Below are 25,096 nucleotides of genomic sequence, written 5' to 3'. Positions count from 1 at the left end.
CGTCAAGGAAAGGGCAGCATGGAACGGCACTCTTTGGGCGGCGCGAGCCGCAGAACGGTACTGGGACTCGGCCTCGGACTGACCGCCCTGGCCACTCCCCTCGGATCGGCCCTGCTGGCCCCCGGCGCGGCACGGGCCGCGCCGGCCGGCGGCACGAGCCGGGCGACGGACCCCGGCTCGTACATCTCCTTCGCACCGGAGCCGGGCGGCTTCCCGCTCGTGCGGGCGGGCAGAGCGGTCCCCCTCGTGGTGAGCTCCGCCGACCACGAGGGCGTCGTCCGCGTGGCGGGCGATCTGCGGGACGACATCGAACGGGTCACCGGCGTACGCCCGGTGCTGCTCCAGGACGGCGTCCCGCGGCAGCGGGAGGTCGCGATCGTCGGCACCATCGGCCGCAGTCCCCTGATCGACGGGCTGATCGCGGCCGGCAAGCTCGATGTGCGCGGTGTCCAAGGCAAGTGGGAGACGTCGCTGCAGACGGTCGTCGAGCACCCGATGCCCGGCGTCGACCGTGCCTTCGTGATCGCGGGCAGCGACCAGCGGGGCACGATCTTCGGCGCGTACGACGTCTCCCGGGGCATCGGCGTCTCCCCCTGGTACTGGTGGGACGACGTCGCGCCGCGCCACCGCGACGCGCTGTACGTGCGGCGCGGCCGGCACACCCAGGGCACCCCGGCGGTGAAGTACCGGGGCATCTTCATCAACGACGAGAACCCGGCGCTGGGCACCTGGGCGCCCGCCTTCTTCGGACCGGGCAAGGCCCCCGGTTTCGAGGGCGGTTTCAACGCGGCCTTCTACGCCAAGGTCTTCGAGGTGATGCTCCGGCTCAAGGCCAATTACCTGTGGCCGGCGGTCTGGGGCCGGGCGTTCGCCGAGGACGACCCGCTGAACCACGCCACGGCCAAGGCGTACGGCATCGTCATGGGCACCTCCCACGAGGCGCCGATGATGCGCGGCATCGAGGAGTGGAACCGGCACGCCGTCCCCGCGGTGCGCGATCAGGACGGCAACATCACCACGCCCGGCCACGACCCCTACGGCGGCACCGGCGAGTGGTCCTTCCGGCGCAACAAGGAGGCCGTCAAGGCGTACTGGGCCGACGGGGTCCGCCGGATGAAGGACGAGGACTTCGAGGGCGTCATCACCCTCGGCATGCGGGGCAACGGTGACACGAGCCTGCCGGACGGCGACGCCATCGACCTCATGAGCGAGATCATCGCCACCCAGCGGACCATCATCGCCGAGATCACCGGCAAGGACCCGGCGACCTGGCCGCAGGTGTGGACGCTGTACAAGGAGGTGCAGCGCTACTGGGACCGGGGGCTGCGGGTCCCCGACGACGTGACCGTCGTGCTCACCGACGACAACTGGGGCAACGTCCGCAAGGTGCCCTCGCTCTCCACCGACGCCCGCGACGGCGGATACGGCCTCTACTACCACTTCGACTACGTGGGCGTGGGCCGCAACTACAAGTGGGTCGACACCACCACACTGCCCAACATGTGGGACCAGCTCAGCCAGTCCTTCGCGTACGGCAACGACCGGCTGTGGGTCACCAACGTCGGCGATCTGAAGGGCAACGAACTGCCCACCCAGTTCTTCATGGACTACGCGTGGAACCCGCGCCGCTGGGAGCTGGACCGACTCCCCGAGTGGGAACTGGGCTATGCCCGGCAGAACTTCGGCGAACGCGAGGCCGCCGCGATCGCCGCCGTACTGGACCGCTACGCCCGGCTCCAGTCCCGGCGCAAGCCCGAACTGCTCAACCGCAGAATCACCCTGGACCCGGCGAAGGACCTCGCCACGGACGACAGCGCCGTCGTCCACGACGACGAGGCCACCCCCTTCAGCCTCACCGACTACCGGGAACTGGAACGGGTCACGGAGGACTGGCGGCAGCTGGCCCAGGAGGCACGGGAGATCGGCCGCCGGATACCGGCCTCCGGCCAGGACGCCTGGTACCAGCTCGTCGGGTACGAGGTCGAGGCCACCGCCAACGTGTACGCGCTGCGCGAGGCCGAGTTCACCAACCTCCACTACGCGGCCCAGGGGCGGGCCCTCACCAACGAGCTCGCGGCCCGGGCACAGGCCCGGCTCGCCGACGACTTCGCCCTGTCCGACCGGTTCAACAACGAGGTCGCGGGCGGCAAGTGGCGCGGCTTCCAGACCCAGCCGCACATCGGCTACGGCGATGTCGCACGCTACGGGCCCAACGCGCCGTGGCAGCAGCCGGAGCTGAACCACGTCGCGCTGCCCGACGAGATCTTCCCCGCCGTCAAGCACATCGAGCTGCCCGAGCGGCCGGAGATGGGCGTGGCGGTCGACGGCAGCGCGGCGTGGTGGCCGAACGAGGAGCAGGCGCCCGCCACGCTGCCCGTCTTCAGCCCGTACCAGAGCCAGCCGGCCCAGTACATCGAGGTCTTCAACCGGGGCGGCGGGTCCTTCGACTACGAGGTCCGCACCGGCGCCCCGTGGCTGAGCGCCGACCGGCCGCGCGGCCGGGTCGGGACACAGCAGCGGGTGACCCTGCGCGTCGACTGGTCCAAGGCGCCCAAGGGCACCACCCGGCTGTCGGTGGAGGTCCACGGCCCCGACGGCCGCTCGGTGCGCGTCGAAGCGGTGATCGACAATCCGCGGGTGTCCCGTGCGCGGCTGTCCGGGTTCATCGAGGCGAACGGCTACGTCTCCATCGAGGCCGAGCACTACGCGAAGGCCGTGGGCAGCAGTTCGGTGACCTGGCAGCGCATCCCGGGCATCGGCCGCACCGGCGGCGGCATGGAGCCGTTCCCGGTGACGGCGGCGCGTCGCACCCCGGGCGACGGTCCCCATCTCCAGTACGAGCTGACCCTGTTCACCACCGGCCGGGTCACCGTGTGGGCGTACCTGTCGCCGCGGAACAACGTGCTGGCGACGGACGGGCTGAAGTACGCGGTGTCCTTCGACGACGACCGGCCGCAGACGGTGAACATCACGAAGGGCACCGGGTCCGACGACGGCACCATGAACCGCCGGTGGGCGCGCACCACCTCCGACAACGTCAACCTCACCGGCACCGAGCACCGGATCGGCCGCGCGGGCCGCCATGTGCTCCGGTTCTGGATGGTCGACCCGACAGTGGTGCTGCAGAAGCTGGTCGTCGACACCGGCGGTCTGCGGCCCAGCTATCTGGGACCGCCGGAGAGCATGCGGCTGCGCTGAGCGACGCGAAATCCCCGGGAGCGGTCCGCTCCCGGGGATTTTTGTGTGCCGTGCTCGGGGTCAGCCGGCGACCGGCTCGACGACGGTGGCGCAGTGCAGCGTGCGGTCGTGGCCGGCCGTCCGCTCCGGGCCGGTCAGGCGCAGCCGTACCGTGTGCCGGACGTCGCCGGGCGCGCTGGACGTCGCGAACCGCAGCTCGAGGTCGCCCGGTTCCACGATCCGGCGCCCACCGACGCCGGTGAAGGACGTCAGGTCGGCATGGAAGCGGAAACGGACCTGTGCCGCCCGGCCGGCCGCGAGCTCCACCCTGGCGTAGCCGATCAGCCGGACCTGCGGCCGGGTGGTCTGGGCGACCGGGTCGTGCAGATAGAGCTGGACGACCTCGGCTCCGTCGCGGTCGCCGGTGTTGCGCACGACCACGCCGATCTCCGCGGACCCGTCGGTGGAAAGCTCCGCGGGAGCGGGCGGGCCGGCCTCCCACCGGAAGGTCGTGTAGGAGAGTCCGTGCCCGAAGGGGAAGAGCGGTGTGGGGTCGAGGTTGCTCACCCCGCCCGCCAGTCCGAGCGGCGGCTGGAGGTACGTCCAGGGCTGGCCGCCCGGCCCGTACGGCACACCGACCGGCAGCCTGCCGGACGGGTTGACGCGCCCGGAGAGCACCCCGGCCAGTGCGGGGCCGCCCTCCTCGCCGGGGAAGAACGCCTGCACCACGGCCGCGAGCCGGTCCGCCCAGCGGCCGAGTGCGTACGGACGGCCCGTCACCAGCACGGCCACCACGGGGACGCCGGTGGCGACGAGGGCGTCCAGTAGTTCGGCCTGGACACCGGGCAGCGAGAGGTCAGCGGCGTCGCAGCCTTCGCCGGAGGTACCGCGGCCGAAGAGGCCGGCGCGGTCGCCGAGCACGGCCACGCACACGTCGGCGTCCTGCGCGAGACGCACCGCCTCGGCGATGCCGGAGGTGTCGGGCCCGTCGACGTCGCAGCCGGCGGCGTGGCGGACCGCGGCGCCGGGGAACTCGTCGGTCAGCGCCGCCAGCACGGTCGGGATGTCCACGCCGAGGGGAACCTCCGGGTGCGAGACGCCGACGTGGCTGGGGAAGGAGTAGCAGCCGAGCATGGCCAGCGGATCGTCGGCCCGCGGTCCGACGACCGCGATCCGGGCGGTGTCGCGGAGCGGCAGCACGCCGCCGTCGTTGGCGAGCAGCACGCAGGACTGCTCGGCGACCAGACGGGCGGTCTCCCGGTTGGCGGGCGGGTCGAGGTCGACCGTGCCGCGCACGCTCTCCGCCCCGCCGTCCGCTCGCCGGAGGACCGGGGGCAGCTCGGACCAGTCGGGGTCGAGCAGGCCCAGTTCGCACTTCTGGAGCAGGACCCGGCGCAGCGCGCGGTCGACGAGCGCCTCCGGCACGAGCCCGTCCCGTACCGCATCGACGAGCGCGTCGCCGTAGGAGCGGACGGTCGGCAGTTCGACGTCGACGCCTGCGGTCAGGGCGAGCCTGGCGGCGTCGCCGGGCCCGTCGGCGACCTTGTGGAGGGTCTCGAGGAAGCCGATGCCGAAGTAGTCGGCGACGACCGTGCCGTCGAAGCCCCAGATCTCCCGGAGGAGTTCGGTCAGCAGCCGGGTGTCCGCCGCGGCCGGGACTCCGTCGATCTCGGCGTAGGAGTGCATCACGGAGCGGGCGCCGCCGTCCCGCAGGGCCATCTCGAACGGCGGGAGGATGACGTCCGCGAGTTCGCGCGCGCCGGCGCGGACGGGGGCGAGGTTACGGGCCCCGGCGGACGCCGAGTAGCCGGCGAAGTGCTTCAGGGTGGCGATGATCCCGGCGGACTGCAGGCCCCGCACATAGGCGGTGCCGACGGTGGCGACGAGATAGGGGTCCTCGCCGATCGTCTCCTCCACCCGGCCCCAGCGCAGGTCGCGGACGACGTCGAGGACGGGGGCGAGTCCCTGGTGCACTCCGACGGCGCGCATGTCCTCGCCGATGCGGCGCGCCATGCCGGCGACCAGGTCGGGGTCGAAGGTGGCGCCCCAGGCCAGCGGTACGGGGTAGGCGGTGGCGGACCATGCGGTGAAACCGGCCAGGCACTCCTCGTGGGCGAGTGCCGGGATGCCGAAGCGGTTCGCGTCGGCGATCTCCCGCTGTGCGCGGGCCAGTGCCACCGCGCCGGTCGCCGGGTCGACGGGAGCGGTGCCGAACGGCCGGGTGAGCTGGCCGAGGCCGCGGGTGATGAGGCTGTCCCAGTCGACCGGGTCGACCATGTCGTTCTGGTGGGGCGCCACACCGTTGCCGTCGCCGTCGGCGCCCACCCACACGCCGTAGAGCTGGGCCGTCTTCTCTTCGAGGGTCATTCTGCCCATGAGGTCGTCGACCCGTTCTGCGGCACTGAGCGAGGGGTCGCGCCAGGGGCCTTCGGCGTCGGGGGCCGCGGTGGGCGCGTCCGGGGCATGCGGAATTGCCATCGGGCAGGGGTTCCTCTCGGTGGTGGCAAATGTGCGGGATCGGCGGGGGGTTACTTGCCGCCGACGCCCATCAGGCCGTTGACCAGGGCGCGCCTGGCGAAGAGATAGACCGTGAAGATGGGGATCACGGACAGCACGACGGCCGCGAGCAGGGCGGGGACGTTGAGCCCGAACTGGCCCATGAAGTTGAACAGTCCGAGGGTCAGCACACGCTGCTCCTCCGACTGGGTGAGGATCAGCGGGAACAGGAAGCCGTTCCACGCCTGCAGCGCCGAGAAGATCGCGACGGTGCTGATGCCCGCCCGCGACATCGGCACCGCGAGCTGCCAGAGCATGCGCAGCGGTGTGGCGCCGTCCAGCCCCATCGCCTCGTACAGCTCCTCCGAGATGTCACGCAGCGTCGAGGTGAGCACCAGCACGGCGACCGGCATCGAGAACGCGGCGGTCGGCAGGATCACCGCTGCCAACGAGTCGTACAGGCCCATCTCGGCGATGAGCAGGTACAGCGGCACGACGACGGCCTGGGCCGGGATGGCGACGCCGAGCAGGAAGGTCCGGAAGGCCATCGACGACAGCCGGCTCCTGGTGCGCACGGCCACGTAGGCGAGCGGGACGGAGAGCGCCAGCACGATGGCGACCGTGGCGACGGCCACGACGGCGGTGTTGATCAGCAGGGTGAAGAAGCCGCTACTGAGCACGGTGTTGTAGTTCTCGAGCGTGGGGTCGGTGGGGAAGGCCAGCGGGTTGCCGCTGAGCGCCTGGTCCTGCCGGGTCAGCGAGGAGGAGAGCAGGGTGTAGAGCGGCACCAGCACGATGACGAGCCAGGCAAGTGCTCCCAGGCCGACGAGCGGGTTGCCCTTCCGCCGCCGCCGGGTCCTCGGCACGGGCCTTGCGGTGTTCAGCTGTGCGGACACGTCGGTCACATCCCTTCCCTGGTGGAGCGCATGGACCCGAATCCGCTGAACTTCACCATCAGCAGGGACAGGGCGGTCGCCACCACGACGAGCGCCGTGGCGATGGCGCTGGCATAGCCGAGGTCGTAGCTCTGGAAGCCGGTGCGGTACATCAGGTAGGGCACGATCGTGGTGTCGGTGCCGGGTCCGCCCTTGGTCATGATGAGCACGGTGTCGAAGTACGTCAGCGAGCCGACGATCATCAGCACCGACGACGTGGTGACGGTGTTGCGCAGCTGGGGCAGTGTGATCGAGAAGAACTGGCGGACCGGTCCGGCGCCGTCGATCGAGGCCGCCTGGTAGAGCACCTGCGGGATCTGCCGGGTGCCGCCCTGGTAGATCAGGGTGTGGAACGGCATGAACTGCCAGCCGCCGACGAAGGCCACGGTGAGCAGTGCCCCGGTGGACGAGCCCAGGATGTTGGGGTCGATCCCGAACCAGGGCCCGATCTCCTTGATCACACCGAAGTTGGGGTCGAGGAGCGAGTGGAAGAGCACCGCGATCGCCGTGGTGGACAGCAGCAGGGGGACGAAGAAGATCGCGGAGAGCACGGCACGGCTGCGCTGCCGGCCCGCCGCCCATACGCCCAGCATCAGCGCGACGGGCGTCTGGAAGGCCCAGCTGATGACGGTCAGCAGCAGGCTGAGCCAGCCGGCCTGGCGGAATTCCGGATCCTTGAACAGCCGCGTCCAGTTGTCGAGTCCGACGGGCGTCGGCGAGGTGAGGCCGTCCCAGGAGCAGAAGGACAGATAGACGGCCAGCGCCATCGGCACGATTGCGAAGAGCCCGAAGAAGAGGATGCCGGGCAGTGCCCAGGTGACGGAGGGGCGGCCGAAGCCCTGGCCCGCCGCAGTGCGGCGGCCGCGCTTCGTGGCGGCCGCCGCTCTGCTCCGCTGCTTGCCGAGCGGTGTGGAAGCTTCAGTCATGGTTACTTGAGCGCCTTCAGGGCCTCGACGAACTGCTCCGGCGTGGACTTGCCGGCGAACAGCTTGTTGATCTCGGTGAGCATCGGGGTGGCCTTGCTCGCCTCCAGCGCCTGGTCCCAGGAGAGCGTGAAGCTCGGGGCCAGTTGGACCATCTTGTACTGGAACTCGGCGAACTCGGGGTTGGGCGAGGTCTCGAGCAGCTGGGAGGCGTTGGCGGTGGTGGGGATGTCGCCGTTGTCGACGAGGGCCTTCGAGTAGTCCTTGGACGCCATCGTCTTCAGGAAGTCGATCGCGGCGTCCTTGTGCTTGGTGCGGGCGTTGACCGACCAGTAGTTGGTGGGGTTGCCCACCACGTTGCCCGGGTCACCGGTGCCGCCGGCCACGGTCGGGAACGCGGTCCAGCCGAGGTCCTTCTTGGCGAAGTCGGGGGCCTTGCCCAGCTGGGTGGAGTACTCCCACGAGCCCATCAGGTGCATCGCGGCCTTGCCCTGGGCGAAGAGGGCGGGGGCGCCGCCGTTGGCGTAGGAGACCGAGTTGAAGTTCTTGCCGAACGCGCCGTCGTCGATCAGCTGCCGCGTGGTCTGGGCGGCCTTGAGAACCGCCGGGTCGCCCCAGGCGGAGGAGTCACCGTTCTGGATCTTCTTGAAGACCTCGGGGCCGCCGATGCGGTCGAGCAGGTACTCGAGCCACATGAGCTGGGTCCAGGCGTCGGTGCCGCCGAGCGCGAACGGGGTGATCTTCTTCGCCTTGAAGGTGCTGATCGCCTTCTGCAGGTCGTCCCAGGTCTTCGGCGGCTGGAGGTTGTTCTCGGCGAACAGGGCCTTGTTGTAGAAGAGCATCACCGGCTGCATGCCGCGCATGGGCACGCCGTAGACCTTGCCGTCGAGGCTGCCCGCTTCGACGACGGACGGCAGGAACCCGCGCCGCAGGGTCTCGTCCTTCTGGAAGTGCGGGGACAGGTCGACGAGCTGGCCGGCGTCCACGTACGGCTTGATGGAGCCGCCGCCCCAGTTGAAGAAGACGTCCGGGGCGTTGGGCGAGCCCATGGCGGTGCGGAGCTTGTTGACGTACTCGGCGCCGGGGACCGAGACCAGCTTGACCTTGACGTCCGACGTCTTGTTGAACTCGTCGACGGCCGCCTGCTGGACCTTCACCGCGTCGTCGCCGTAGACGTAGGCGGTGATGGTGCTGCTCGCGGCTCCGGTGCCGCTGCCGGAGCCGCAGCCGGCGAGGACCGCGGCCATCGCCGTCGCGGCGAGCGCCGCGGTCCATCTGGCCGTACCCGTACCTCTGCGGAGAAAGCCCGACCCCATAACTGCCCCTCATCGAATGTTTCGAATTGCTTGGCGAATGTTGCCGGAACGGTACGAGTGCGTTTCCGGCGCGTCAAGAGGTCCCGCGAAAGCTTTCCGCGATCAGTGGTCAGAGCTTGTGCACAGCGTGCGGCGGGCTACGATCCCTGCATGAGACCCGCAGACGTCCAGTCCCGACCGGAGGATCCGTCCTCGGACGAAACGGTCGAGGGCGGTGCCACACTGGCCGAGATCGCCCGCGCGGCCGGCGTGTCGGCTCCGACAGTTTCGAAAGTCCTCAACGGGCGAGCCGATGTGGCCGCCGCCACCCGCACCCGGGTGGAGGAGCTGCTGCGCCGCCACGGTTACCGCCGGCGGCGCGGCGCCTCGCAGCAGTCCCGGATGATCGACCTCGTCTTCCACGAGCTGGAGAGCTCCTGGGCCATGGAGGTCATCCGGGGAGTGGAGAACGTGGCACGGGAGGAGGGCCTGTCCCTGGTCCTCTCGGAGAGCGCCGGGCGACTCACGCCGGGCCAGACCTGGGTGGACGGGGTCCTCGCCCGCCGCCCCGCCGGGGTGATCCTGGTCCTCTCCGACCTCGACCCGGCCCAGCGCGCCCAGCTGACCAGCCGCGACATCCCGTTCGTCGTGGTGGATCCCGCCGGCGACCCCGGTGACGACGTGCCCTCGGTCGGCGCCACCAACTGGCAGGGCGGCCTCGCCGCCACCCGGCATCTGCTCGAGCTCGGCCACCGCCGCATCGGCGTGATCGGCGGCCCCTCCCGGATGATGTGCAGCCGCGCCCGCATCGACGGCTACCGCTCGGCGCTCGAAAGCGCCGGCGTACCGGTCGACGCGGAGCTGGTGCGGGAGGGCGACTTCCACCATGAGGCGGGCCACGCCGCCGGTCTCGAACTGCTGCGGCTGCCGGAGCCGCCGACCGCCGTCTTCACCGGCAACGACCTTCAGGCCCTCGGCCTCTACGAGGCCGCCCGGGAGCTCGGGGTCCGGATCCCGGAGGACCTGAGCATCGTGGGCTTCGACGATCTGCCGCTGGCCCGTTGGGTGGGCCCGCCGCTCACCACCGTGCGGCAGCCGCTGACGGAGATGGCCGAGGCCGCCGCACGGCTCGTGCTGGACCTCGGTCGCGGCCGGCGGCCGGCGGCGACCCGGATCGACCTGGCGACCAGCCTGGTGGTCCGCAACAGCACGGCACCGCCCGCCGCCTGATCGGGAACGACCGGTCAGGCACTCTTGTCGACCGCCGGAATTCCGCGAACAGTACGTGTCATGGCGACAGTTGTACTGGTGGGCACGCTGGACACCAAAGGTGTGGAGTACGGCTGGCTGCGTGAGCGGCTGCTGGCCGCCGGGGTCGAGGTGCTGGTGGTCGACGCCGGCGTGGTGGGCGAGCCGCGGATCGTGCCCGACGTGCCGCGTTCCGAAGTGGCCCGCGCGGCCGGCGCCGACCTGGCCGGGCTACGGGCGGCGGCGGACCGCGGCACGGCCGTGACGGCCATGGCCTGCGGGGCCGCCGCGAGCGTGCTGCGGCTGTACGAGGAAGGCAGGCTGCACGCCGTCCTCGCCGTCGGCGGCAGTGGCGGAACGTCGATCGCGACCAGGGCGATGAGGGAACTGCCGCTGGGCGTACCGAAGTTGATGGTCTCCTCGATGGCCGCCGGTGATGTGTCGCCGTATGTCGGGGCGTCCGACATCACCATGATGTACAGCATCGTCGACATCGCCGGCGTCAACAGCGTTCTGGCCCCGGTACTGGCGAACGCCGCACACGCGGCGGCCGGCATGGCGAAAGGTTTCGAAGCACACCGAAAGGCGCTGCTCCCGACCGAGCTCGCCGCGGGTGGCAGGCCGCTCATAGCCGCGAGCATGGCGGGCGTGACGACCGCGGGCGTCGACGCGGCCCGCGAACGGCTGACCGGCCTGGGCTACGAGGTGCTGGTGTTCCACGTCAGCGGGGCCGGCGGCCGGACGCTGGAGTCGCTGGCCGGACAGGGGCTGTTCGCGGGCGTACTGGACCTGACCCTGAGCGAGCTCGCCGACGACCTGGTCGGCGGGATCCTGACCGCGGGGCCGGACCGGCTGAGCGCCGCCGGACGGCGGGGCACACCCCAGTTGGTGAGCCTGGGAGCCCTCGACATGGTGAAGTTCGGTCCGCTCGACACCCTCCCCCACCATCTGCGCGGACGCGACGTGCAGGTGCACAACCCGTCGATCACCGTGGTGCGCACGACGGCGGAGGAGTGTGCGGAGCTCGGCCGCCGCGTCGCCGCCAAGCTACGGGCGGCCACGGGTCCTGCCGAGGTGTGCGTACCGCTGCGGGGCCTGTCGACGCTCGGCGCGCCGGGCGGCCCGTACCACGATCCGGCCCTGGACGAGGCGCTGTTCGCCGCCCTGCGCGACGGTCTTTCCGGCAGCGCCGTCGAAGTGGTCGAGTACGACACGGACATCAACGACCCGGCTTTCGGCCGGGCCGCGGCGGACCGCCTGCACCGCCTGATCACCGCGGGCGGGGCGCCGGGCGGCCGCGCCTGAGCACGTACGGCCCACAGCCCGGCCGTGCCGGGCGCTCAGCGGGCGGTGAGCAGCACCCACACCTGGCCGGGGGCGAAATTGAGCCGCTCACCGGCCGCGTCGGTGAAGACGGTGTCCCCGTCCGCACTCGTCCGCTGCCAGCGGGCGTCGTAGGCATGTCCGTCGCGCAGCACCAGCGCCGTGCCCGAGCCGACCGTCTCCGTGTACGGCGACACGCTGCCGGACCGGTCGCGGAACTTCGAGGGCCGGACCTGCGTGTGCTGCACGACGACCGTCGAGGCCTCGAGCCGTCCCCCGTCCGTGGTCCGCGCGGCGGACCCGTCCATCGCCACCAGCCACCGCTTCTGTTCCGGTGACCAGCTGAAGGTGTACCGGGCCGCGGGATAGCGCACGGTGTGCTCCTCGAGCGGCCGGCCGCCGCCGGGAGCGGCGCCGAAGCGCATGCCGATGTCCGACGCGTCACTCACGTCGCGGGCGGCGGCGAGGGCACGTTCGGGGCGCAGGTAGAGGTTGTGCGGCGCCGGGCGGTCGCCCGAGCGGACGAAGGCGTCGGGCGCCTCCCCCTGCGGCAGCGCGGCGACGGGTGCGGACTCGATCAGCGGCCGCAGCGCCGACTGCGCGCCGGAGTACGCGAGCGCGGGCCTGCCGAACTGCCGCAGCAGCTCGAGGTCGGACTCCCGCGCGCTGCGCACCGGGCCGATCTGCGGCGGCAGGCGGGAGGAGAAGACGGCCAGTATCCGGCTGAGTCCCGACTCGACCTGCTCGACGTAGACGATGTCGGCGGCCCCGAGCCCTGTGTGCGGGCGAGCCGGCCGGACGTTGTCGATCTTGACGGCGAGCACCGGTCCCTGCCGGGCCGGCAGCCCGGTGAAGTACGACGTCCCGCGCTCCACGGACGAGGTCTCCTCCGGGCCGGGCTCCGGGCCGGTGCATCCGTAGAGCGACACGGTGAGGGCGGCAGCGGTCAAGGTGGCGATCACGGCACCTCTCCGTGCCGGCCGGCCACTGCCGTCGTCCTTCTGTCCCCGTCTGCGTCTCGCGTTCATCGGCCACGCTCCCCGTGGGTCAAGTGGACCACGTAAGGCGCCGCGCGGACAGTCCCGCGGCGCCGGTTCCGCTCAGGGCAGCAGCTGCTCCGTCCAGATCGTCTTGCCGGCGGCCGTGTTCCTGCTCCCCCACCGGTGCGCCAGCTGGGCGATCAGGAACAGTCCGCGTCCGCCCTCGTCGGTCAGCCGTGCCCGGCGCAGATGAGGCTGGGTCTCGCTCGGGTCGGAGACCTCGCACACCAGCCGCTGGTCCCTGATGAGCCGTACCCTCACCGGGCCGCCGGCGTAGCGGATCGCATTGGTGAGGAGTTCGCTGACGATCAGCTCGGTGGTGAACACCAGCTCGTCGAGCCCCCAGACGGTGAGCCGCTCGGTCACCAGCGCCCGCGCGTCGGAGACGATCCGCACGTCGGCCGGGAACTCCCGGTCGACGACGGACCCTTCGGGCGACACGGAGACCCTGGCGAGCAGCAGCGCCGCGTCGTCGTCCGGCGGGTGCGCCAGAAAGGGGACCAGCATGTCCCGCGCGATCTCGGGCACGGCGGCCGCGTCGCCCGTGCCCCGGACCTCCCGCAGATGGTCGATCACGTGGCCGGCGCCGGACACGGGCGCGTCGGAGAGCGATCCCGCGGTGAAGGCCAGCAGATCGCCGGGCGAGAGCGCCACCTCCACCGGTTCGAAGGGAGCGCCCTCGAGCCCGAGCGCCGGGCCGGGAAGCAGGTCGACGGGCCCGGTCTGTCCGGAGGACCGGGCCAGCACGGGCGCCGCGTGTCCCGCGCTGGCCATCAGGGCGCGGGCGCTGACCGGGTCGTAGACGGCGTACAGGCAGGTGGCGCCGCGGACGGTCCCCTCGGGCTCGCCCGGCTGCTCGTCGTCGGCGAGTCGCACCACCAGGTCGTCCAGATGGGTGAGCAGTTCGTCGGGCGGCGGGTCCAGGTCGGCGAGGGTGCGCACCGCCGTGCGCAGACTGCCCATCGCGGCAGCGGCGTTGAGGCCGTGACCGCGCAGGTTCCCGACCACGAACGCCACCCGGCTCGAGGACAGGGTGATGACGTCGAACCAGCTGCCGCCCGTGCCGGCCAGTGTCCTGCCGGGCACATAGACGCCGGCGGTCTCCGCCGCGGTGACTTTGAGCACCGGCCGTGGCAGCAGGCTGCGTTGCAGGCTCTCCGCCGTACGGCGTTCGCGGGTGTAGCGGCGGGCGTTGTCGATGGCGAGGGCCGCGCGGGAGCAGATGTCCTCTGCGACCGCGGCGTCCCGTGCGTCGAACGGCGCCCGCTCGCGCGAACGCCACACCGACACCGCGCCGAGGACATGGCCGCGCGCCTGCAGCGGCACGACCATGTACGAGGCGGCCCCGGGCGCCAGCACCAGCCTCCGGCGTTCCGGGTCCCCGGCGATCCTGGGCCGCAGTTCGTCGAGGTCGGGCACGATGACGGCGGAACCCCCGCGCAGCCGGTCGCTCTCGTAGGCCTTGACCCGGATGACGGAGCCCTGCGGATACAGCTGGTCGGGCCACTCGCCGCCGCCCGCGACGGCGGAGACCCGGCGCAGCGGTGCGCCGGTGACGAACTCCCCGGGCTCCTCGCCGACGAGCAGGGCCTCCGTGATGTCCACGCAGGCCAGGTCGGCGAAGGCGGGCACCAGCAGGTCGGCGAGCACCTGCGTGTTGCGGCCGACCTCCAGGGAGCGGCCCAGCGCGGAGGCGGCGGTGGCCACCAGTGACGCGCGGCTCCGTTCCCGTTCCTGCTCGGTGACGTCCGTGAAGGTCACCGCGACACCGCGGGCCATGCCGTCCCGGCCGGCCATGCGCAGGGCCGACAGGGAGACGATCCGGTCGCGTTCGGGTGCCTGGCTCAGCCGGGCCGTGGTGACGAAGTCGATCAGCGGCTCGCCGGTGGCCACGACGCGGTGCAGGCGTTCCTCCAGGGCGGCCGCGTCCTCCGGCACCAGCAGCTCGCCGAGCCGGCGGCCGGCGAGCAGGGCGGAGGGGCGCGGGTCGCTCGGCAGTGAGATGCCTCTGATGAGCCGCAGCTCGCTGTCGTAGACGGCGAGACCGATGCCGGTCTGCGAGAAGAGCGCCCGGAGCAGTGCGTCGTTCTCCTCCCGCCGGTCGGCGACGGCGGCGGGCACGAGCCGCATCAGATACCGGGCGGCCAGAGGGCCGTCCACCGGAAGCAGGTCGAGCTGCACCCGGCGGGACCCGTCGGTGTGCAGCAGCGCCGTCCGCACGGAGCGGGAGTGCACGGCGGGGTCGTGGTCCCGCAGCGCGGGCCAGACGCCGGGGTCCGTCAGCAGTTCCTCGACGGTGCGTCCCTGAAGCTCACCGGCGGACAGGCCGGTCAACTCCACGGCGCCGCCGGTGCAGGCGAGGACCCGGCCGACGTGATCGAGTACGAGCAGGGCCGAGTCCTCCGGCCGCTCGGACCCCGTGTTCACGATGTGGCCGCTGGTGCTCACGCGTCGATCACTCCCAGATGGCGCTCCCGAGCTCCCTGTCCTGTGCCGCAGGTGCGGCAGGCGTACGGACCCCGCGCATTCATTGAACTCCACACCGTCCGGGGCCGCCCGTCGGCGACCGGAATCGAATGTGACAGCGAACAGTGCTCCGTCCTAGGATCACCGGCACGGCATCGCGTGTCGGTCACCGACCGGGTGAGGCATGGAGGTGCCCGTGAGTTTGCCTTACGGAGGCATTCCACAGTGTCAGTAGAGCTGAATCACACCATTGTTCTGGCCCGGGACAACCGGGAGTCCGCCGAATTCCTCGCCCGCATCCTGGGGCTCGAGACCGGCCCGGAGTGGGGACCGTTCGTCCCCCTCACCCTCAGCAACGACGTCACACTGGACTTCGCGACCGTCGACCACGAAGTCCCGTTGCAGCACTACGCGTTCCTGATCTCCGAGGAAGAGTTCGACCAGGTCTTCCGGCGCGTCCAGGAGGCGGGCATCACCTACTTCGCCGATCCCCACGGAAAGCGGCCCGGCGAGATCAACCACAACGACGGCGGTCGCGGCATGTACTTCCACGACCCGGCCGGTCATGGCATGGAGGTCATCACCCGGCCGTACGGCAGCGGCGGCAGCTGACCTCACCGCCCTCGCGTCTCCCGCCCGCCTGGTTCCGCCGGCTCACCGCCGCGGCCCCGGCGGGCGAGGACGCGCTGGGTCCGGCTCAGCAGCCGGCCCGGGGACAGCGTCCGCAGCGCGGCCCGAGCCGCGTTCGCGCCCGGCGCCCCGTGCACGCCGCCGCCGGGGTGCGCCCCCGCGGAGGCCAGATACAGGCCCTCGACGGGGGTCTCCGGACGGCCGGTGCCGGGCGTGGGGCGGAAGAACAACTGCTGGTGGAGCGCGGTGGTACCGCCGTTGATCGCACCCCCCGTGAGGTTGGCGTCGAGGGCCTCGAGCGTCGGCGGGGCGAGGACGCGGCGGGCGATGATCCGGGCACGGAAGCCGGGCGCGTACCGCTCCACCTGCTCCTCCATCCGGTCGGCCATCGCCTCCCGCTCACGCGGGTCCCAGCGGCCCGTGAGCCCGTCGTCGCCCGCGTCGCCCTTGGTGCGGTGGGGCACGTGTGTGTACGCCCATGCCGATTCGGTGCCCGCCGGGGAGCGGGTGGCGTCCGAGGTGGTCATCTGGCCGAACAGCAGGAACGGCCGGTCGGGGACCTGCCCCATGGCCAGCTGGGCGGCGAACCGGGTGAGCCCGTCGACGCCGTCGGCCAGATGGACGGTCCCGGCGCCGGCCGCCGCCTCCGCGGTCCAGGGAACGGCGCCGTCGAGGGCCCAGTCGACCTTGAAGGTCGCGAAGTCCCACTGGAAACGGCGCAGATCGGCGAGGAGCCGGGACGGCAGGTGGCGTTCGTCGACCAACTCCCCGTACAGCGAAGGAACGGACACGTCCGCCAGGACGGCACGGCGCGCGGGCACCGACTCGCCGTCCGCTGTCCGTACGGCCACCGCGCGGCCCTCGCGGACCACGACCTCGACGGCACGCCGGCCGCACCTGACCGCGCCGCCGCGGCGTTCCAGCCTGCGTACCAGTGCCTCGGTCAGCATGCCCGCGCCGCCGACGGGCACGGGAAAGCCGTGGCTCTGGCCCAGCATCGACATCAGCCAGCCGAAGCCCCCGCTGCCGGCTGCCTCCGGCGCCAGATCCGCATGCAGCGCGTTGCCCGCGAGCAGCAGTCTGCCCGCCTCACCGCCGAACTCCTCCTCCCCCAGGCGGCGTACGGGAAGCAGCAGGGTGCGCGCCAGCCGCAGACCACCGCCGGCGCGCAGCTCGGCGGCCAGCCGCATCGAGGGGATCACCGGCGGGAAGGGGGTGAACAGCAGATCGAGGATGTCCGGCCGCAGCCGCTCCCACACGTCGTACAGGTCGTGCCAGGCCGCACCGTCACCGGGTGCGAAGGTCTCCAGGCCCGCCGCGGTGTCCTCGGCGCGGCGTGCGAGGACGGCGCACCGGCCGTCGGTCAGGGGATGGGCCAGTACGTGGGGGGCATGGCCCCAGCGCAGCCCCTCGCGTTGCAGCCCCAGACCGGAGATCACCGGGGAGGCGGCCGCCAGCGGGTAGAACGAGCTGCACACGTCGCTGATGAAGTCGGGGTGGACACCCCGGTCGCTGCGTACCGCGCCGCCAGGTTCCGGTTGCGTCTCGAGGACCTCCACGCTCCAGCCGGCGTCCGCGAGAAGGTTGGCCCCGACGAGACCGTTAGGTCCTGCTCCGATCACCACTGCGTCCGGCATCGCGCTCTCCTGAGTTCTCGACGACGTCGGCCAGGCGGCTGAGCATGCGGCGGTGGCGCACAAGGAGGAACGCGTCCAGCGCCGCGTTGTGGAAGGTGCCTCCGGGCCCCCTCAGCGGATGCTCGTCCAGGACGACCAGGGTGTCCTCGCCCCAGGGGCGGATGTCGATGGCGATCCGCGCCGTGCCGAGCCGACCGCTCTCCGCCTCGAGTTCGAGTGTCCGCGGCGGCTCGCAGTGCCGCACGATCGTTCTGCCGTGCATGGTCCAGGGCCCGACCCGCACGGTGTACTCGAGGGCCGCCCCGACCTCCGGCCAGTCGCCGTAGGCGGGCCGGCTGTCGTCGGTGCCGACGACCCAGTCGCTGTAACGGTCCCGGTCACTGAGCACCGACCACACGGTGGCGGGCGGCTTGCAGATCAGCTGGTGGTGCACGGCCATGGGTCCTCCAGCGGCTGGAAGGGACGTCATCGACCAGCGAGTGCCCCTTCCCCGGTGATCTATGGCTTCCTCGGTGATCTATGGCCCCGGGGATTCACCGAGGAGGCGCCGGCCTCTCCCGGTGGGCGGGGGCGGCGCGCCGGACCTATGGACCCCCTCGAAAGGGGTATCCGTAACTGGTGCCCGGGGGGAGGGAAGCCGACCGAGACGGAGACCCGACCATGGCCGAACAGCTTCCCCTTCTCGGTCGTACGGCGGTGGTGACCGGCGCGGCCCGGGGCCTCGGAGCGGCCATGGCCAGGACCCTCGCCCGGCGCGGCGCCCGGGTCGCCCTGCTCGGCCTGGAGGAACCGCTGCTCGCGAGTGTGGCGGCGAGCCTTCCCGGCGCTGCGCACTGGCCCGTCGACGTCACCGACGAACAGGCCATGACCCGCACCGCCGCTCTGGTGGAGGAGAGCCTCGGGCCCGTGTCCGTCGTGGTGGCCAACGCCGGTGTGGTGGCGGGCGGGCCGTTCCTCGAGACCGACCCGGCTACCTGGCGGCGGATCTTCGAGGTCGATCTCCTCGGCACCTGTCTCACGGCCCAGGTGCATCTCCCCGGCCTGCTGCGCACCCGGGGCTACTTCCTGCAGGTCGCCTCCCTCGCGGCGATCGCGCCCTCGCCGATGATGACCGCCTACTGCGCGGCCAAGTCCGGTGCGGAGGCGTTCGCGTACTCGCTCCGGGCCGAGGTGGCCCACCGTGGCGTGGGGGTGGGGGTCGGCTACCTCAGCTGGGCGGACACCGAGATGATCCGGGCCGCGGACGAGCACCGGGTGATGCGGGAGCTGCGGGCGGCGCTGCCGTGGCCGGCCGGGAAGGTCTATCCGGTACAGCCCGTGGCCGACCGTCTCGTACGCGGCATCGAGCGGCGCGCGCCCGCCGTGTACGCCCAGCCGTGGATCCGTCCGGCTCGGGCGGCACGGGGCTGGCTGCCGGGGCCCGTCACCCTGTGGGCCCGCCGCGAACTCCGACGTCTCCAGGGCGAGGCCGGGCTCGGGCCGACCGGGCTGCTCGGCGCCGGCGGCGCGGCGGCCGGAACGGCTCCCGCGCCGCCCTGGTCCGGGAGCGGTGACGCGGCGGGCTGAACGGCCTGGTTCCACGGGCGGATTCCGCCTGGTGGCCCACTGGCGGGGTTCCCGGATGGCGCAATGTCACGTTATGCCCGTTAGATGTAACAAAGTGTGCGCGCTCAGGCGGCGCACGACGAACGACACGGTGTACGCCTACCCGGATGTTCCGCGAACGGAGCCCGCGCCATGAGCACCGACCCCAACACCCATTCCCCGTCCGACTACCAGGACGACCGCCCGCGGCCCCCCGACGGCACCCTGGGCGCCGGATACGCCGCCCCGGCGTTCCCGGCCCGCACGGTCCCGCCGTTGCCGCCGATGCCTTCCCACCCGCCGGTCTTCCCCGCTGCCGCGGTTCCGCCCGGCCCCCTCGACCCCGTCCATCCTGAGCCCGGGGCGCCGCTGCTCCCCGAGGAGCCGTCCCCCCTCCACGGGACGGGACCGGTCACGGGCACGGGTACGAGCACGGTCACGGGTGTCGGTGGGCCGGAGAGGCCGAGGCCGGCACAGGAACCGGTCCCCGTGCGCACCCCGGCCGGAAAGCCGCGGGCACCGCAGGCCGGCGCGGCGGCCCCGACGCCGTGGCCGGACACGGCCGACCACCCCGCCCCAGCCGGCGCCCCGGACGAGCGGCGGGAGCTGATAGCCGCGCCGGTCGACAAGCCCGGCCCCGTGCGCAGCACCGTCTACGCCTGGAGGCCGGCAACGGCGGCCGTCAAGGACCCGCTCACCGAGGATGCCGCCGCCAAGGACGTCGCCGACGTGCCGACGCCCGTACGCGACGCGATCGAGGACCCGAGCCCGCTCCGCAAGGAGACGCCGGTCCAGAGCCCCACCGCGGCCCCGGCGCCCGGGGCCGGGGGCGACCAGCCTGCCGGCGACGCCGCCCGGTCCTGTGCCGCCGATCCCGCGGAGGAGCAGGCGCCCAACGACAGCGAGCAGCCCATCCACACACTGCTGTGGACGGCAGCCACCGAGCGTCCGGTGGCCGAGGTCGCCGCCCTGGTGAGCCGGCTGAAGCGGACCGGAGAGGTCGACAGCCCCGGTGACCTGGCCCTGCGTGCGGCGGCGGTCTCCCGCCCCCTCGAGGAGGTCAGGCAGCTGGTTGCCCTGCTCAACGAGTACCCGCATCCCCTGCACGAGGCGGACACCACGCTGCGCGCCGCCGCCGTCGGCCGGCCCATCGAGGACGTCGTGCAGCTGGTGAACATGATCGGCACCGACGCCAGCGAATGGCGATCGGCCGCGAACGAGGCCGCCGCGGACGACGACCCCTCCCCGCCTGCCGGGCAGGACGCCGCCCGACAAGAAGCCCCCGCCGCGCCGCACACCCCCGCCGCCCACACACAGCCGTCGAAGAAGACACCGTGGCCCATGGCGGCCCTGAACGGCGCCCTGGCCGCCGGCCCCGACGGCCACACCGTCTCGCCGGCCATGCGTTCGGGACTTCGCTGGCCCGCCGCCGCCGTTCTCTTCGCGTGCGGCCTCATCCATCTGCCCACCGACGTGGCGGGCCTGCGCTCCGGCGGCTACGCCGAGACCCTCTCGATCGCCGTCACGGTGCTCTGCCTGATCGTCGCCGTCTGGCTCGCCGTGCGTGACACCGCGCTGGTCTGGGCGGCCGCCGCCGGCCTGGCGGTCGGTGTCGCCGCACTGCACGCGCTCGCGGGCGTCGGGACCATGAATCTGCTGCAGAGCAGCCTGGGCGATTCGTTCGGCTGGGCCAGAGCGGTCGCGGTCCTCTGCGCCGGGGCATGCGCCTTCCTCGCCGGGTCCGTACTGCTACGCCGGCAGCCGGCCACGGGTGCGACGCCCAACAGCTGACACCCACGCCTCTCCCCCAAGCCAGCCTTCCGCGACGCCGGCCCCGGCCGACCGTGCGGAAGGCTCGCGGCGTCCCACAGCCGCCGGCACGGGCCGCGGCGGTCCTGGCCTCGCGGGGGTCGGGCCGGAGTTCGGCGGCCACGCCGAGGTCAGGCCGAAAGCCCGAGCCACGCCGCCTCAGGCCGAAGGGCGGGGACCGCGCCAAGGTCAGGCCGAAGGCCGGGCCCCACGCCTGGGAGGGGCCCCGGCCGGGATCTCGACCGTCGGTCCGTACGGGCCTCTGCCCTCAGTCCTTGGGACCGCGCCGGTCCTGGGCGGGCGTGTCCTCCGCCCGCGGTTCGGGCTCCTCTTCCCGTTCCCCCTCCGCCTGGGACGGCGTGCTGCGGGGGAAGTTCGCGCGGAGCTCGTCCTCCGGTCGTTCGCCCTCCGCCTGGGAGGGTGTCTGCTCGCTCATGGCCACTTCCTCACCGTCGGAGCCGGATGCTCGTGCCTGTGCCGGACCCGGCGCCGGATCCGCCGGGCCGTACAGCTCGCCGGGTTCCCGGACGGGCGGGTGCCAATCACGAGCCGCGGTGCCCACGGTCCCGCCACCCCCACCGTGCGGACGTGCGCCCCGTGCGGGGCCGCCAGATGATGGCTTGAGCCCGAGATCTCACCCCACCGGAGAAAGGGCGGTGGCACACAGTGGACACCGACACCGGTTTCCTCGAGCCCGCGAACGAGAACGCGGCCGCCGCGCGGTCCGCCGAGGAGGCGGCCCGCAGCGCACTGGCCGGCACCGGCGCGTACCTCATGCCCCCGGCCGACGTCCTGACGTGCCTGGGTGCGGACGCCTCGTCCTGGGCGCACTTCGCGGGCCACTGGCAGGACCTGACGGAGGACGAGTACGCGGCCAGGCGCGGCACCCGCAGACTGCGGCGCTACGGACACTTCTCCCTCTCGCCCGTGACCGGGGAACTGCGGCTGCTGCCCCACAGCGTGTTCGTCCAGCCTGACAACACCAATCCGCTCTACGAGTCGGTGGACCGCCATTTCGATCCGCTGACCGGCGCCTTCGTGGCCGATCCGGTGCTGCGCCGGATCCTCGGTCTGCTGGGCAGGGTGGCGGGCGCGCTGGACGTGGCCGAGCGGTGGAGTGTCAAGGTCCATCCCTTCCGGGTCGTCGCCACGGCGGAGGGCGGAGGGGAGCCGACACCGGAAGGCAGGCACCGGGACGGCGTCACTCTGGTGTCCTCGCTGCTGATCGGCCGCGACAACGCCACCGGCGGCGAAAGCACCGTCTACGGCCCCGAGGGCGACGAGGTCCTGTCGGCCACGCTGCGTGAGCCGGCGAGTCTGCTGGTCTCCGACGACCGCGCCACCCTGCACGGTGTGTCGCCCATCCGACCGGTCGACACCGCCCTCCCGGCCCACCGCGACGTCCTGGTGACGACCCTCACGCCGGGCTGACCGGGCCGGTCCCCGCGGTGGCGGCGACGAGGTCGTCGACGACGTCGGCCGGTCGTGAGCGGCGGCTCCACGAGGCGCGCTGCCGCTGCGCGCCGCACCCGTGCTCTTCCAGCCGCCTCAGGAAGGCGGCGACCCGCTCGAGGTCTCCGTACTCCTCCAGCCGCGGCCGTACGCGGTCGACCAGCCGCGCCGCCTGGACGGCGAACGGCAGCACGCGTTCGGTGAGCGCGTCGACGCCGCTGCCCGGCCAGCCGTCGCGGGCGGCCCGCCAGTAGGCGGCACGCAGCAGTTCGCCGCAGGTGCGCGGCCCCTTGTCGCCCCGCCGGACCAGCTCGGCGCAGTCCACGACCAGCGCTCTGACGAGGGCGGTGAGCGCGGCGGTGTCCGCCACGTCCGACGGCACGTCCATGACCCGGATCTCCAGCGTCGGCACACGGGGATTGGGCCGCACGTCCCAGAACGGGATGTTCGCGTCGAGCATCGCCTCCGACTCCTCCAGGGCCGCGGTCAGGCGTCGGTAGTGGGCGAGCGAATCGACGTACGGCGGGGCGCTGAGCGCGGGGAAGCGGCCGCGGACGACGGTCCGCCAGCTCGCGTAGCCGCTGTCGCGGCCTTCGAAGAAGGGCGAGTTGGCGCTCATGGCGACCAGCAGCGGCAGCCAAGGACGCAGATGGTTGGCCGTCAGCACGGCCACCTCCCGGTCCGGCACATGCACATGCACATGGACGGAGCAGACGGTGAAGTCGTCGAGCATGGTCCCGAACTGGCGCACCCCCGCGCGGTAGCGGGGGTGATCGCCCAGGACCCGCGCTCCGGCGCCACCGATGACCGGCGTGCCCGCGGCGCACAGGCCGAGCCCCTCCGCGCGGCAGGCTTCGACGGCAGCCTTCCGTACCGCCGCCAGGTGCCGGTGCAGTTCACCGGAGTCCTCGCACGGCGGGGTGCGCACCTCGAGCTGGCCCTCGTGGAACTCGCCGGACACCAGGTCGCCGACGGTGCGGCGGGCGCGGGCCACGACACGCCTGCCCGCCGGTTCGACGGACCGGTCGTCGGTCCGGACGAGGAAGAACTCCTCCTCCGCTCCGATGGTGGTGGTCATCTCCCCAGAATCCTCCGGTGACGGCAGGTGCGCGAACAGGAGGACACCCAGGTCGCAGGTACCGGCGACCGGTGAAGGGCCGTCACCTGTCGTCGTCGGCGCTGTCCTTCGTCGCGCCGGGCCGGTCCCCGCGGTGCCGGGTGCCGGGAAGGAACTCCTGCACCTTGGCCTTGAAGCCCTGCCGGATCATCGATCCGCGGTCGCTGTCACCCCGCAGGATCGCGGACGCGGCGGCCTCGATCTGGTCGAGGGAGGCGTGCGGCGGGATCGGCGGCACGGCCGGGTCGGTACGGAAGTCGATGACGAAGGGCCGGTCGGCGGCGAGGGCCTGCTTCCAGGCGGACTCGACGTGCTTGGGCTTCTCGACGCGTACGCCCTCCAGCCCCATCCGTTCCGCGATGTCGGCGTAGGGCAGGTCCGGGATGGACTGCGACTCCTCGAACTGCGGGGCACCGGCCATGGCCCGCATCTCCCAGGTGACCTGGTTGAGGTCGCCGTTGTTCAGCACGGCCACGATCAGCCGCGGGTCGGACCACTCGCGGTAGTACTTCGCCGCGGTGACCATCTCCATCATCCCGTTCATCTGCATCGCGCCGTCGCCGACCAGGGCGATCGCCGGACGGTCCGGGTGGGCGAACTTGGCACCGATGGCGTACGGGACGCCGGGACCCATCGTGGCGAGCGTCCCGGACAGCGAGCCGCGCATCCGGCCGCGGAGCCGCAGATGGCGGGCGTACCAGTTCGCGGCGGAGCCGGAGTCCGCGGTGACGATCGCGTCGTCGGGGAGCAGCCCGTCCAGGGCGTGGACGACGTACTCGGGGTTGACCGGGTCGGCGTCGACGGCGGCCCTGCGCTGCATGACCTCCCACCAGCGGTCGACGCTCTGTTCGATCCCGTCGCGCCAGGCGCGGCTCTCCTTGCGGTGCAGTCGTGGCAGCAGCCGCCGCAGTGTCTCGCGGGCGTCACCGACGAGGTTCACCTCGAATGGGTAACGCAGCCCGATCATGTGCGGGTCGATGTCGATCTGCACGGCCCTGGCCTGGTCGAGCTCGGGCATGAACTGGGTGTACGGGAAGCTGGATCCGATCATCAGCAGGGTGTCGCAGCCCTGCATCATCTCGTACGAGGGCCGGGTGCCGAGCAGGCCGATCGAGCCGGTGACATAGGGCAGGTCGTCGGGGAGGACGTCCTTGCCGAGCAGCGCCTTGGCGACGCCGGCGCCGAGGACGTCGGCCAGCCGTTCGACCTCGGCACGGGCGCCGCGGGCCCCCTGGCCGACGAGCACGGCCACCTTCTCGCCCGCGTTGAGGATCTCGGCGGCCCGCTCGACGTCCTCGTCGACGGGCACGGGCGCGTACCGCCCGATGCCCATGCTGGAGGGCACCATCTTGAAGGCGTGCTTCGGCGGGCTGTAGTCCAGTTCCTGGACATCGGCGGGGATGATGACCGCTGTCACGGTGCGCCGGGCGTAGGCCGTGCGCATCGCCCGGTCGATGAGGTTGGGCAACTGCTCCGGGACCATCGCGGTCTCGCAGAAGTCGGACGCGACGTCCTTGAAGAGGTTCTGCAGGTCGACCTCCTGCTGGTACGACCCGCCCATGGCACTGCGGTTGGTCTGCCCGACGAGCGCCACCACCGGGACGTGGTCGAGCTTCGCGTCGTAGAGCCCGTTGAGCAGATGGATCGCGCCCGGTCCCGAGGTGGCGGCGCAGACGCCGACCTTCCCGGAGAACTTGGCGTAGCCGACGGCCTGGAACGCCGACATCTCCTCGTGGCGGGACTGCACGAACTTCGGCTTGTTGTCCGCGCGTCCCCACGCGGCGAGGAGCCCGTTGATGCCGTCGCCCGCGTAGGCGAAGACGTGGGTGACGTCCCATTCGCGCAGCCGCTGGAGGATGTGGTCGGACACTTTCGTACTGGCCATGTCGGTGTTCCGCTCCTCACTGTGCAGTGTGCGCCGCTGTCCCGGCCTGTTCCTGGGTAACCGTGCGGGCGCCGGCGGA

The 25,096-nt window shown here is 72.3% G+C and carries 18 protein-coding genes; 7 read left to right on the top strand and 11 right to left on the bottom strand.

Annotation, left to right across the window (positions count from 1 at the left end; genetic code table 11):
* Window positions 1–18: 18 nt before the first annotated feature.
* Window positions 19–3,198 carry a glycosyl hydrolase 115 family protein gene (locus tag ACIPJI_RS11860; protein ID WP_402245877.1) on the top strand — a complete coding sequence of 1,060 codons (3,180 nt, stop codon included), beginning with the start codon at window positions 19–21 and terminating at the stop codon, window positions 3,196–3,198.
* Window positions 3,199–3,258: 60 nt separating this feature from the next.
* Here ACIPJI_RS11860 and ACIPJI_RS11855 read toward each other — a convergent pair whose 3' ends face one another.
* From ACIPJI_RS11855 to ACIPJI_RS11840, 4 genes are read right to left on the bottom strand one after another with little or no spacing between them, the layout of a single operon-like run.
* The gene (locus ACIPJI_RS11855) at window positions 3,259–5,655 is read right to left on the bottom strand and encodes a glycoside hydrolase family 3 N-terminal domain-containing protein (RefSeq protein ID WP_402245875.1); all 2,397 of its coding nucleotides are present in this window, start codon (window positions 5,653–5,655) and stop codon (window positions 3,259–3,261) included.
* A 50-nt stretch (window positions 5,656–5,705) separates the two neighbouring features.
* Window positions 5,706–6,569 (bottom strand): carbohydrate ABC transporter permease, encoded by an 864-nt coding sequence (locus ACIPJI_RS11850; protein ID WP_307710247.1) that lies wholly within the window; start codon window positions 6,567–6,569, stop codon window positions 5,706–5,708.
* Window positions 6,570–6,574: 5 nt separating this feature from the next.
* Window positions 6,575–7,534 carry a carbohydrate ABC transporter permease gene (locus ACIPJI_RS11845; protein ID WP_402245873.1) on the bottom strand — a complete coding sequence of 320 codons (960 nt, stop codon included), beginning with the start codon at window positions 7,532–7,534 and terminating at the stop codon, window positions 6,575–6,577.
* Window positions 7,535–7,536: 2 nt separating this feature from the next.
* Window positions 7,537–8,778: an ABC transporter substrate-binding protein gene (locus tag ACIPJI_RS11840; protein ID WP_402246582.1), complete on the bottom strand. Its 1,242-nt coding sequence runs from the start codon at window positions 8,776–8,778 to the stop codon at window positions 7,537–7,539.
* Window positions 8,779–8,997: 219 nt separating this feature from the next.
* Here ACIPJI_RS11840 and ACIPJI_RS11835 point away from each other — a divergent pair, with 219 nt between their 5' ends.
* Complete coding sequence (locus ACIPJI_RS11835) at window positions 8,998–10,056, top strand: LacI family DNA-binding transcriptional regulator (protein ID WP_307704867.1); 1,059 nt, start codon at window positions 8,998–9,000, stop codon at window positions 10,054–10,056.
* Window positions 10,057–10,116: 60 nt separating this feature from the next.
* Window positions 10,117–11,379, top strand: a complete 1,263-nt coding sequence (locus tag ACIPJI_RS11830) for a Tm-1-like ATP-binding domain-containing protein (RefSeq protein ID WP_402245871.1) — start codon at window positions 10,117–10,119, stop codon at window positions 11,377–11,379.
* A 35-nt stretch (window positions 11,380–11,414) separates the two neighbouring features.
* On the opposite strand, the gene ACIPJI_RS11825 is transcribed toward ACIPJI_RS11830, so the two are convergent.
* Together ACIPJI_RS11825 and ACIPJI_RS11820 are read right to left on the bottom strand one after the other, a co-directional pair.
* On the bottom strand, window positions 11,415–12,425 hold the full coding sequence (locus tag ACIPJI_RS11825) for a DUF3048 domain-containing protein (RefSeq protein ID WP_402245870.1): 1,011 nt from the start codon (window positions 12,423–12,425) through the stop codon (window positions 11,415–11,417).
* 72 nt (window positions 12,426–12,497) lie between these two features.
* On the bottom strand, window positions 12,498–14,885 hold the full coding sequence (locus tag ACIPJI_RS11820) for a SpoIIE family protein phosphatase (protein ID WP_402245868.1): 2,388 nt from the start codon (window positions 14,883–14,885) through the stop codon (window positions 12,498–12,500).
* Between the two features lie 243 nt (window positions 14,886–15,128).
* Between ACIPJI_RS11820 and ACIPJI_RS11815 the strand changes: the two genes are divergently transcribed.
* Window positions 15,129–15,515, top strand: coding sequence for a VOC family protein (locus tag ACIPJI_RS11815; RefSeq protein ID WP_402245866.1), 387 nt, complete (start codon window positions 15,129–15,131; stop codon window positions 15,513–15,515).
* 2 nt (window positions 15,516–15,517) lie between these two features.
* On the opposite strand, the gene ACIPJI_RS11810 is transcribed toward ACIPJI_RS11815, so the two are convergent.
* Together ACIPJI_RS11810 and ACIPJI_RS11805 are read right to left on the bottom strand one after the other, a co-directional pair.
* Window positions 15,518–17,170, bottom strand: coding sequence for a phytoene desaturase family protein (locus ACIPJI_RS11810; protein ID WP_402245864.1), 1,653 nt, complete (start codon window positions 17,168–17,170; stop codon window positions 15,518–15,520).
* The gene (locus tag ACIPJI_RS11805) at window positions 17,136–17,609 is read right to left on the bottom strand and encodes an SRPBCC family protein (protein WP_402245862.1); all 474 of its coding nucleotides are present in this window, start codon (window positions 17,607–17,609) and stop codon (window positions 17,136–17,138) included. Before ACIPJI_RS11805 ends, ACIPJI_RS11810 begins: the two co-directional genes overlap by 35 nt.
* 221 nt (window positions 17,610–17,830) lie before the next feature.
* Between ACIPJI_RS11805 and ACIPJI_RS11800 the strand changes: the two genes are divergently transcribed.
* Together ACIPJI_RS11800 and ACIPJI_RS11795 are read left to right on the top strand one after the other, a co-directional pair.
* On the top strand, window positions 17,831–18,736 hold the full coding sequence (locus tag ACIPJI_RS11800) for a short-chain dehydrogenase/reductase (RefSeq protein ID WP_402245860.1): 906 nt from the start codon (window positions 17,831–17,833) through the stop codon (window positions 18,734–18,736).
* Window positions 18,737–18,907: 171 nt separating this feature from the next.
* Window positions 18,908–20,545 carry a hypothetical protein gene (locus ACIPJI_RS11795; RefSeq protein ID WP_402245858.1) on the top strand — a complete coding sequence of 546 codons (1,638 nt, stop codon included), beginning with the start codon at window positions 18,908–18,910 and terminating at the stop codon, window positions 20,543–20,545.
* A gap of 286 nt (window positions 20,546–20,831) precedes the next feature.
* Here ACIPJI_RS11795 and ACIPJI_RS11790 read toward each other — a convergent pair whose 3' ends face one another.
* Window positions 20,832–20,999, bottom strand: a complete 168-nt coding sequence (locus tag ACIPJI_RS11790) for a hypothetical protein (RefSeq protein WP_307704876.1) — start codon at window positions 20,997–20,999, stop codon at window positions 20,832–20,834.
* A gap of 230 nt (window positions 21,000–21,229) precedes the next feature.
* Here ACIPJI_RS11790 and ACIPJI_RS11785 point away from each other — a divergent pair, with 230 nt between their 5' ends.
* Complete coding sequence (locus tag ACIPJI_RS11785) at window positions 21,230–21,994, top strand: 2OG-Fe dioxygenase family protein (protein ID WP_356622731.1); 765 nt, start codon at window positions 21,230–21,232, stop codon at window positions 21,992–21,994.
* Here the strand turns inward: ACIPJI_RS11785 and ACIPJI_RS11780 are convergent.
* The gene (locus ACIPJI_RS11780; protein ID WP_402245857.1) at window positions 21,981–23,093 is read right to left on the bottom strand and encodes a glutamate--cysteine ligase; all 1,113 of its coding nucleotides are present in this window, start codon (window positions 23,091–23,093) and stop codon (window positions 21,981–21,983) included. The genes ACIPJI_RS11785 and ACIPJI_RS11780 overlap by 14 nt on opposite strands.
* A gap of 82 nt (window positions 23,094–23,175) precedes the next feature.
* Window positions 23,176–25,017 carry a thiamine pyrophosphate-requiring protein gene (locus ACIPJI_RS11775; RefSeq protein WP_402245855.1) on the bottom strand — a complete coding sequence of 614 codons (1,842 nt, stop codon included), beginning with the start codon at window positions 25,015–25,017 and terminating at the stop codon, window positions 23,176–23,178.
* Window positions 25,018–25,096 lie beyond the last annotated feature (79 nt).

It is taken from the genome of Streptomyces sp. NPDC086835, from assembly GCF_044745705.1.
Classification (GTDB): Bacteria; Actinomycetota; Actinomycetes; order Streptomycetales; family Streptomycetaceae; genus Streptomyces.
The sequence above is the reverse complement of the archived record's forward strand: the minus strand, read 5'-3'. Positions and strand labels throughout refer to the sequence as shown.

Coding starts and splice junctions, on each gene's coding strand:
- ACIPJI_RS11860 (WP_402245877.1), top strand. CDS start 19: ATGGAACGGCACTCTTTGGGCGGCGCGAGCCGCAGAACGGTACTGGGA.
- ACIPJI_RS11855 (WP_402245875.1), bottom strand. CDS start 5,655: ATGGCAATTCCGCATGCCCCGGACGCGCCCACCGCGGCCCCCGACGCC.
- ACIPJI_RS11845 (WP_402245873.1), bottom strand. CDS start 7,534: ATGACTGAAGCTTCCACACCGCTCGGCAAGCAGCGGAGCAGAGCGGCG.
- ACIPJI_RS11840 (WP_402246582.1), bottom strand. CDS start 8,778: ATGGCCGCGGTCCTCGCCGGCTGCGGCTCCGGCAGCGGCACCGGAGCC.
- ACIPJI_RS11835 (WP_307704867.1), top strand. CDS start 8,998: ATGAGACCCGCAGACGTCCAGTCCCGACCGGAGGATCCGTCCTCGGAC.
- ACIPJI_RS11830 (WP_402245871.1), top strand. CDS start 10,117: ATGGCGACAGTTGTACTGGTGGGCACGCTGGACACCAAAGGTGTGGAG.
- ACIPJI_RS11825 (WP_402245870.1), bottom strand. CDS start 12,425: ATGAACGCGAGACGCAGACGGGGACAGAAGGACGACGGCAGTGGCCGG.
- ACIPJI_RS11810 (WP_402245864.1), bottom strand. CDS start 17,170: ATGCCGGACGCAGTGGTGATCGGAGCAGGACCTAACGGTCTCGTCGGG.
- ACIPJI_RS11805 (WP_402245862.1), bottom strand. CDS start 17,609: ATGGCCGTGCACCACCAGCTGATCTGCAAGCCGCCCGCCACCGTGTGG.
- ACIPJI_RS11800 (WP_402245860.1), top strand. CDS start 17,831: ATGGCCGAACAGCTTCCCCTTCTCGGTCGTACGGCGGTGGTGACCGGC.
- ACIPJI_RS11795 (WP_402245858.1), top strand. CDS start 18,908: ATGAGCACCGACCCCAACACCCATTCCCCGTCCGACTACCAGGACGAC.
- ACIPJI_RS11790 (WP_307704876.1), bottom strand. CDS start 20,999: ATGAGCGAGCAGACACCCTCCCAGGCGGAGGGCGAACGACCGGAGGAC.
- ACIPJI_RS11780 (WP_402245857.1), bottom strand. CDS start 23,093: ATGACCACCACCATCGGAGCGGAGGAGGAGTTCTTCCTCGTCCGGACC.
- ACIPJI_RS11775 (WP_402245855.1), bottom strand. CDS start 25,017: ATGGCCAGTACGAAAGTGTCCGACCACATCCTCCAGCGGCTGCGCGAA.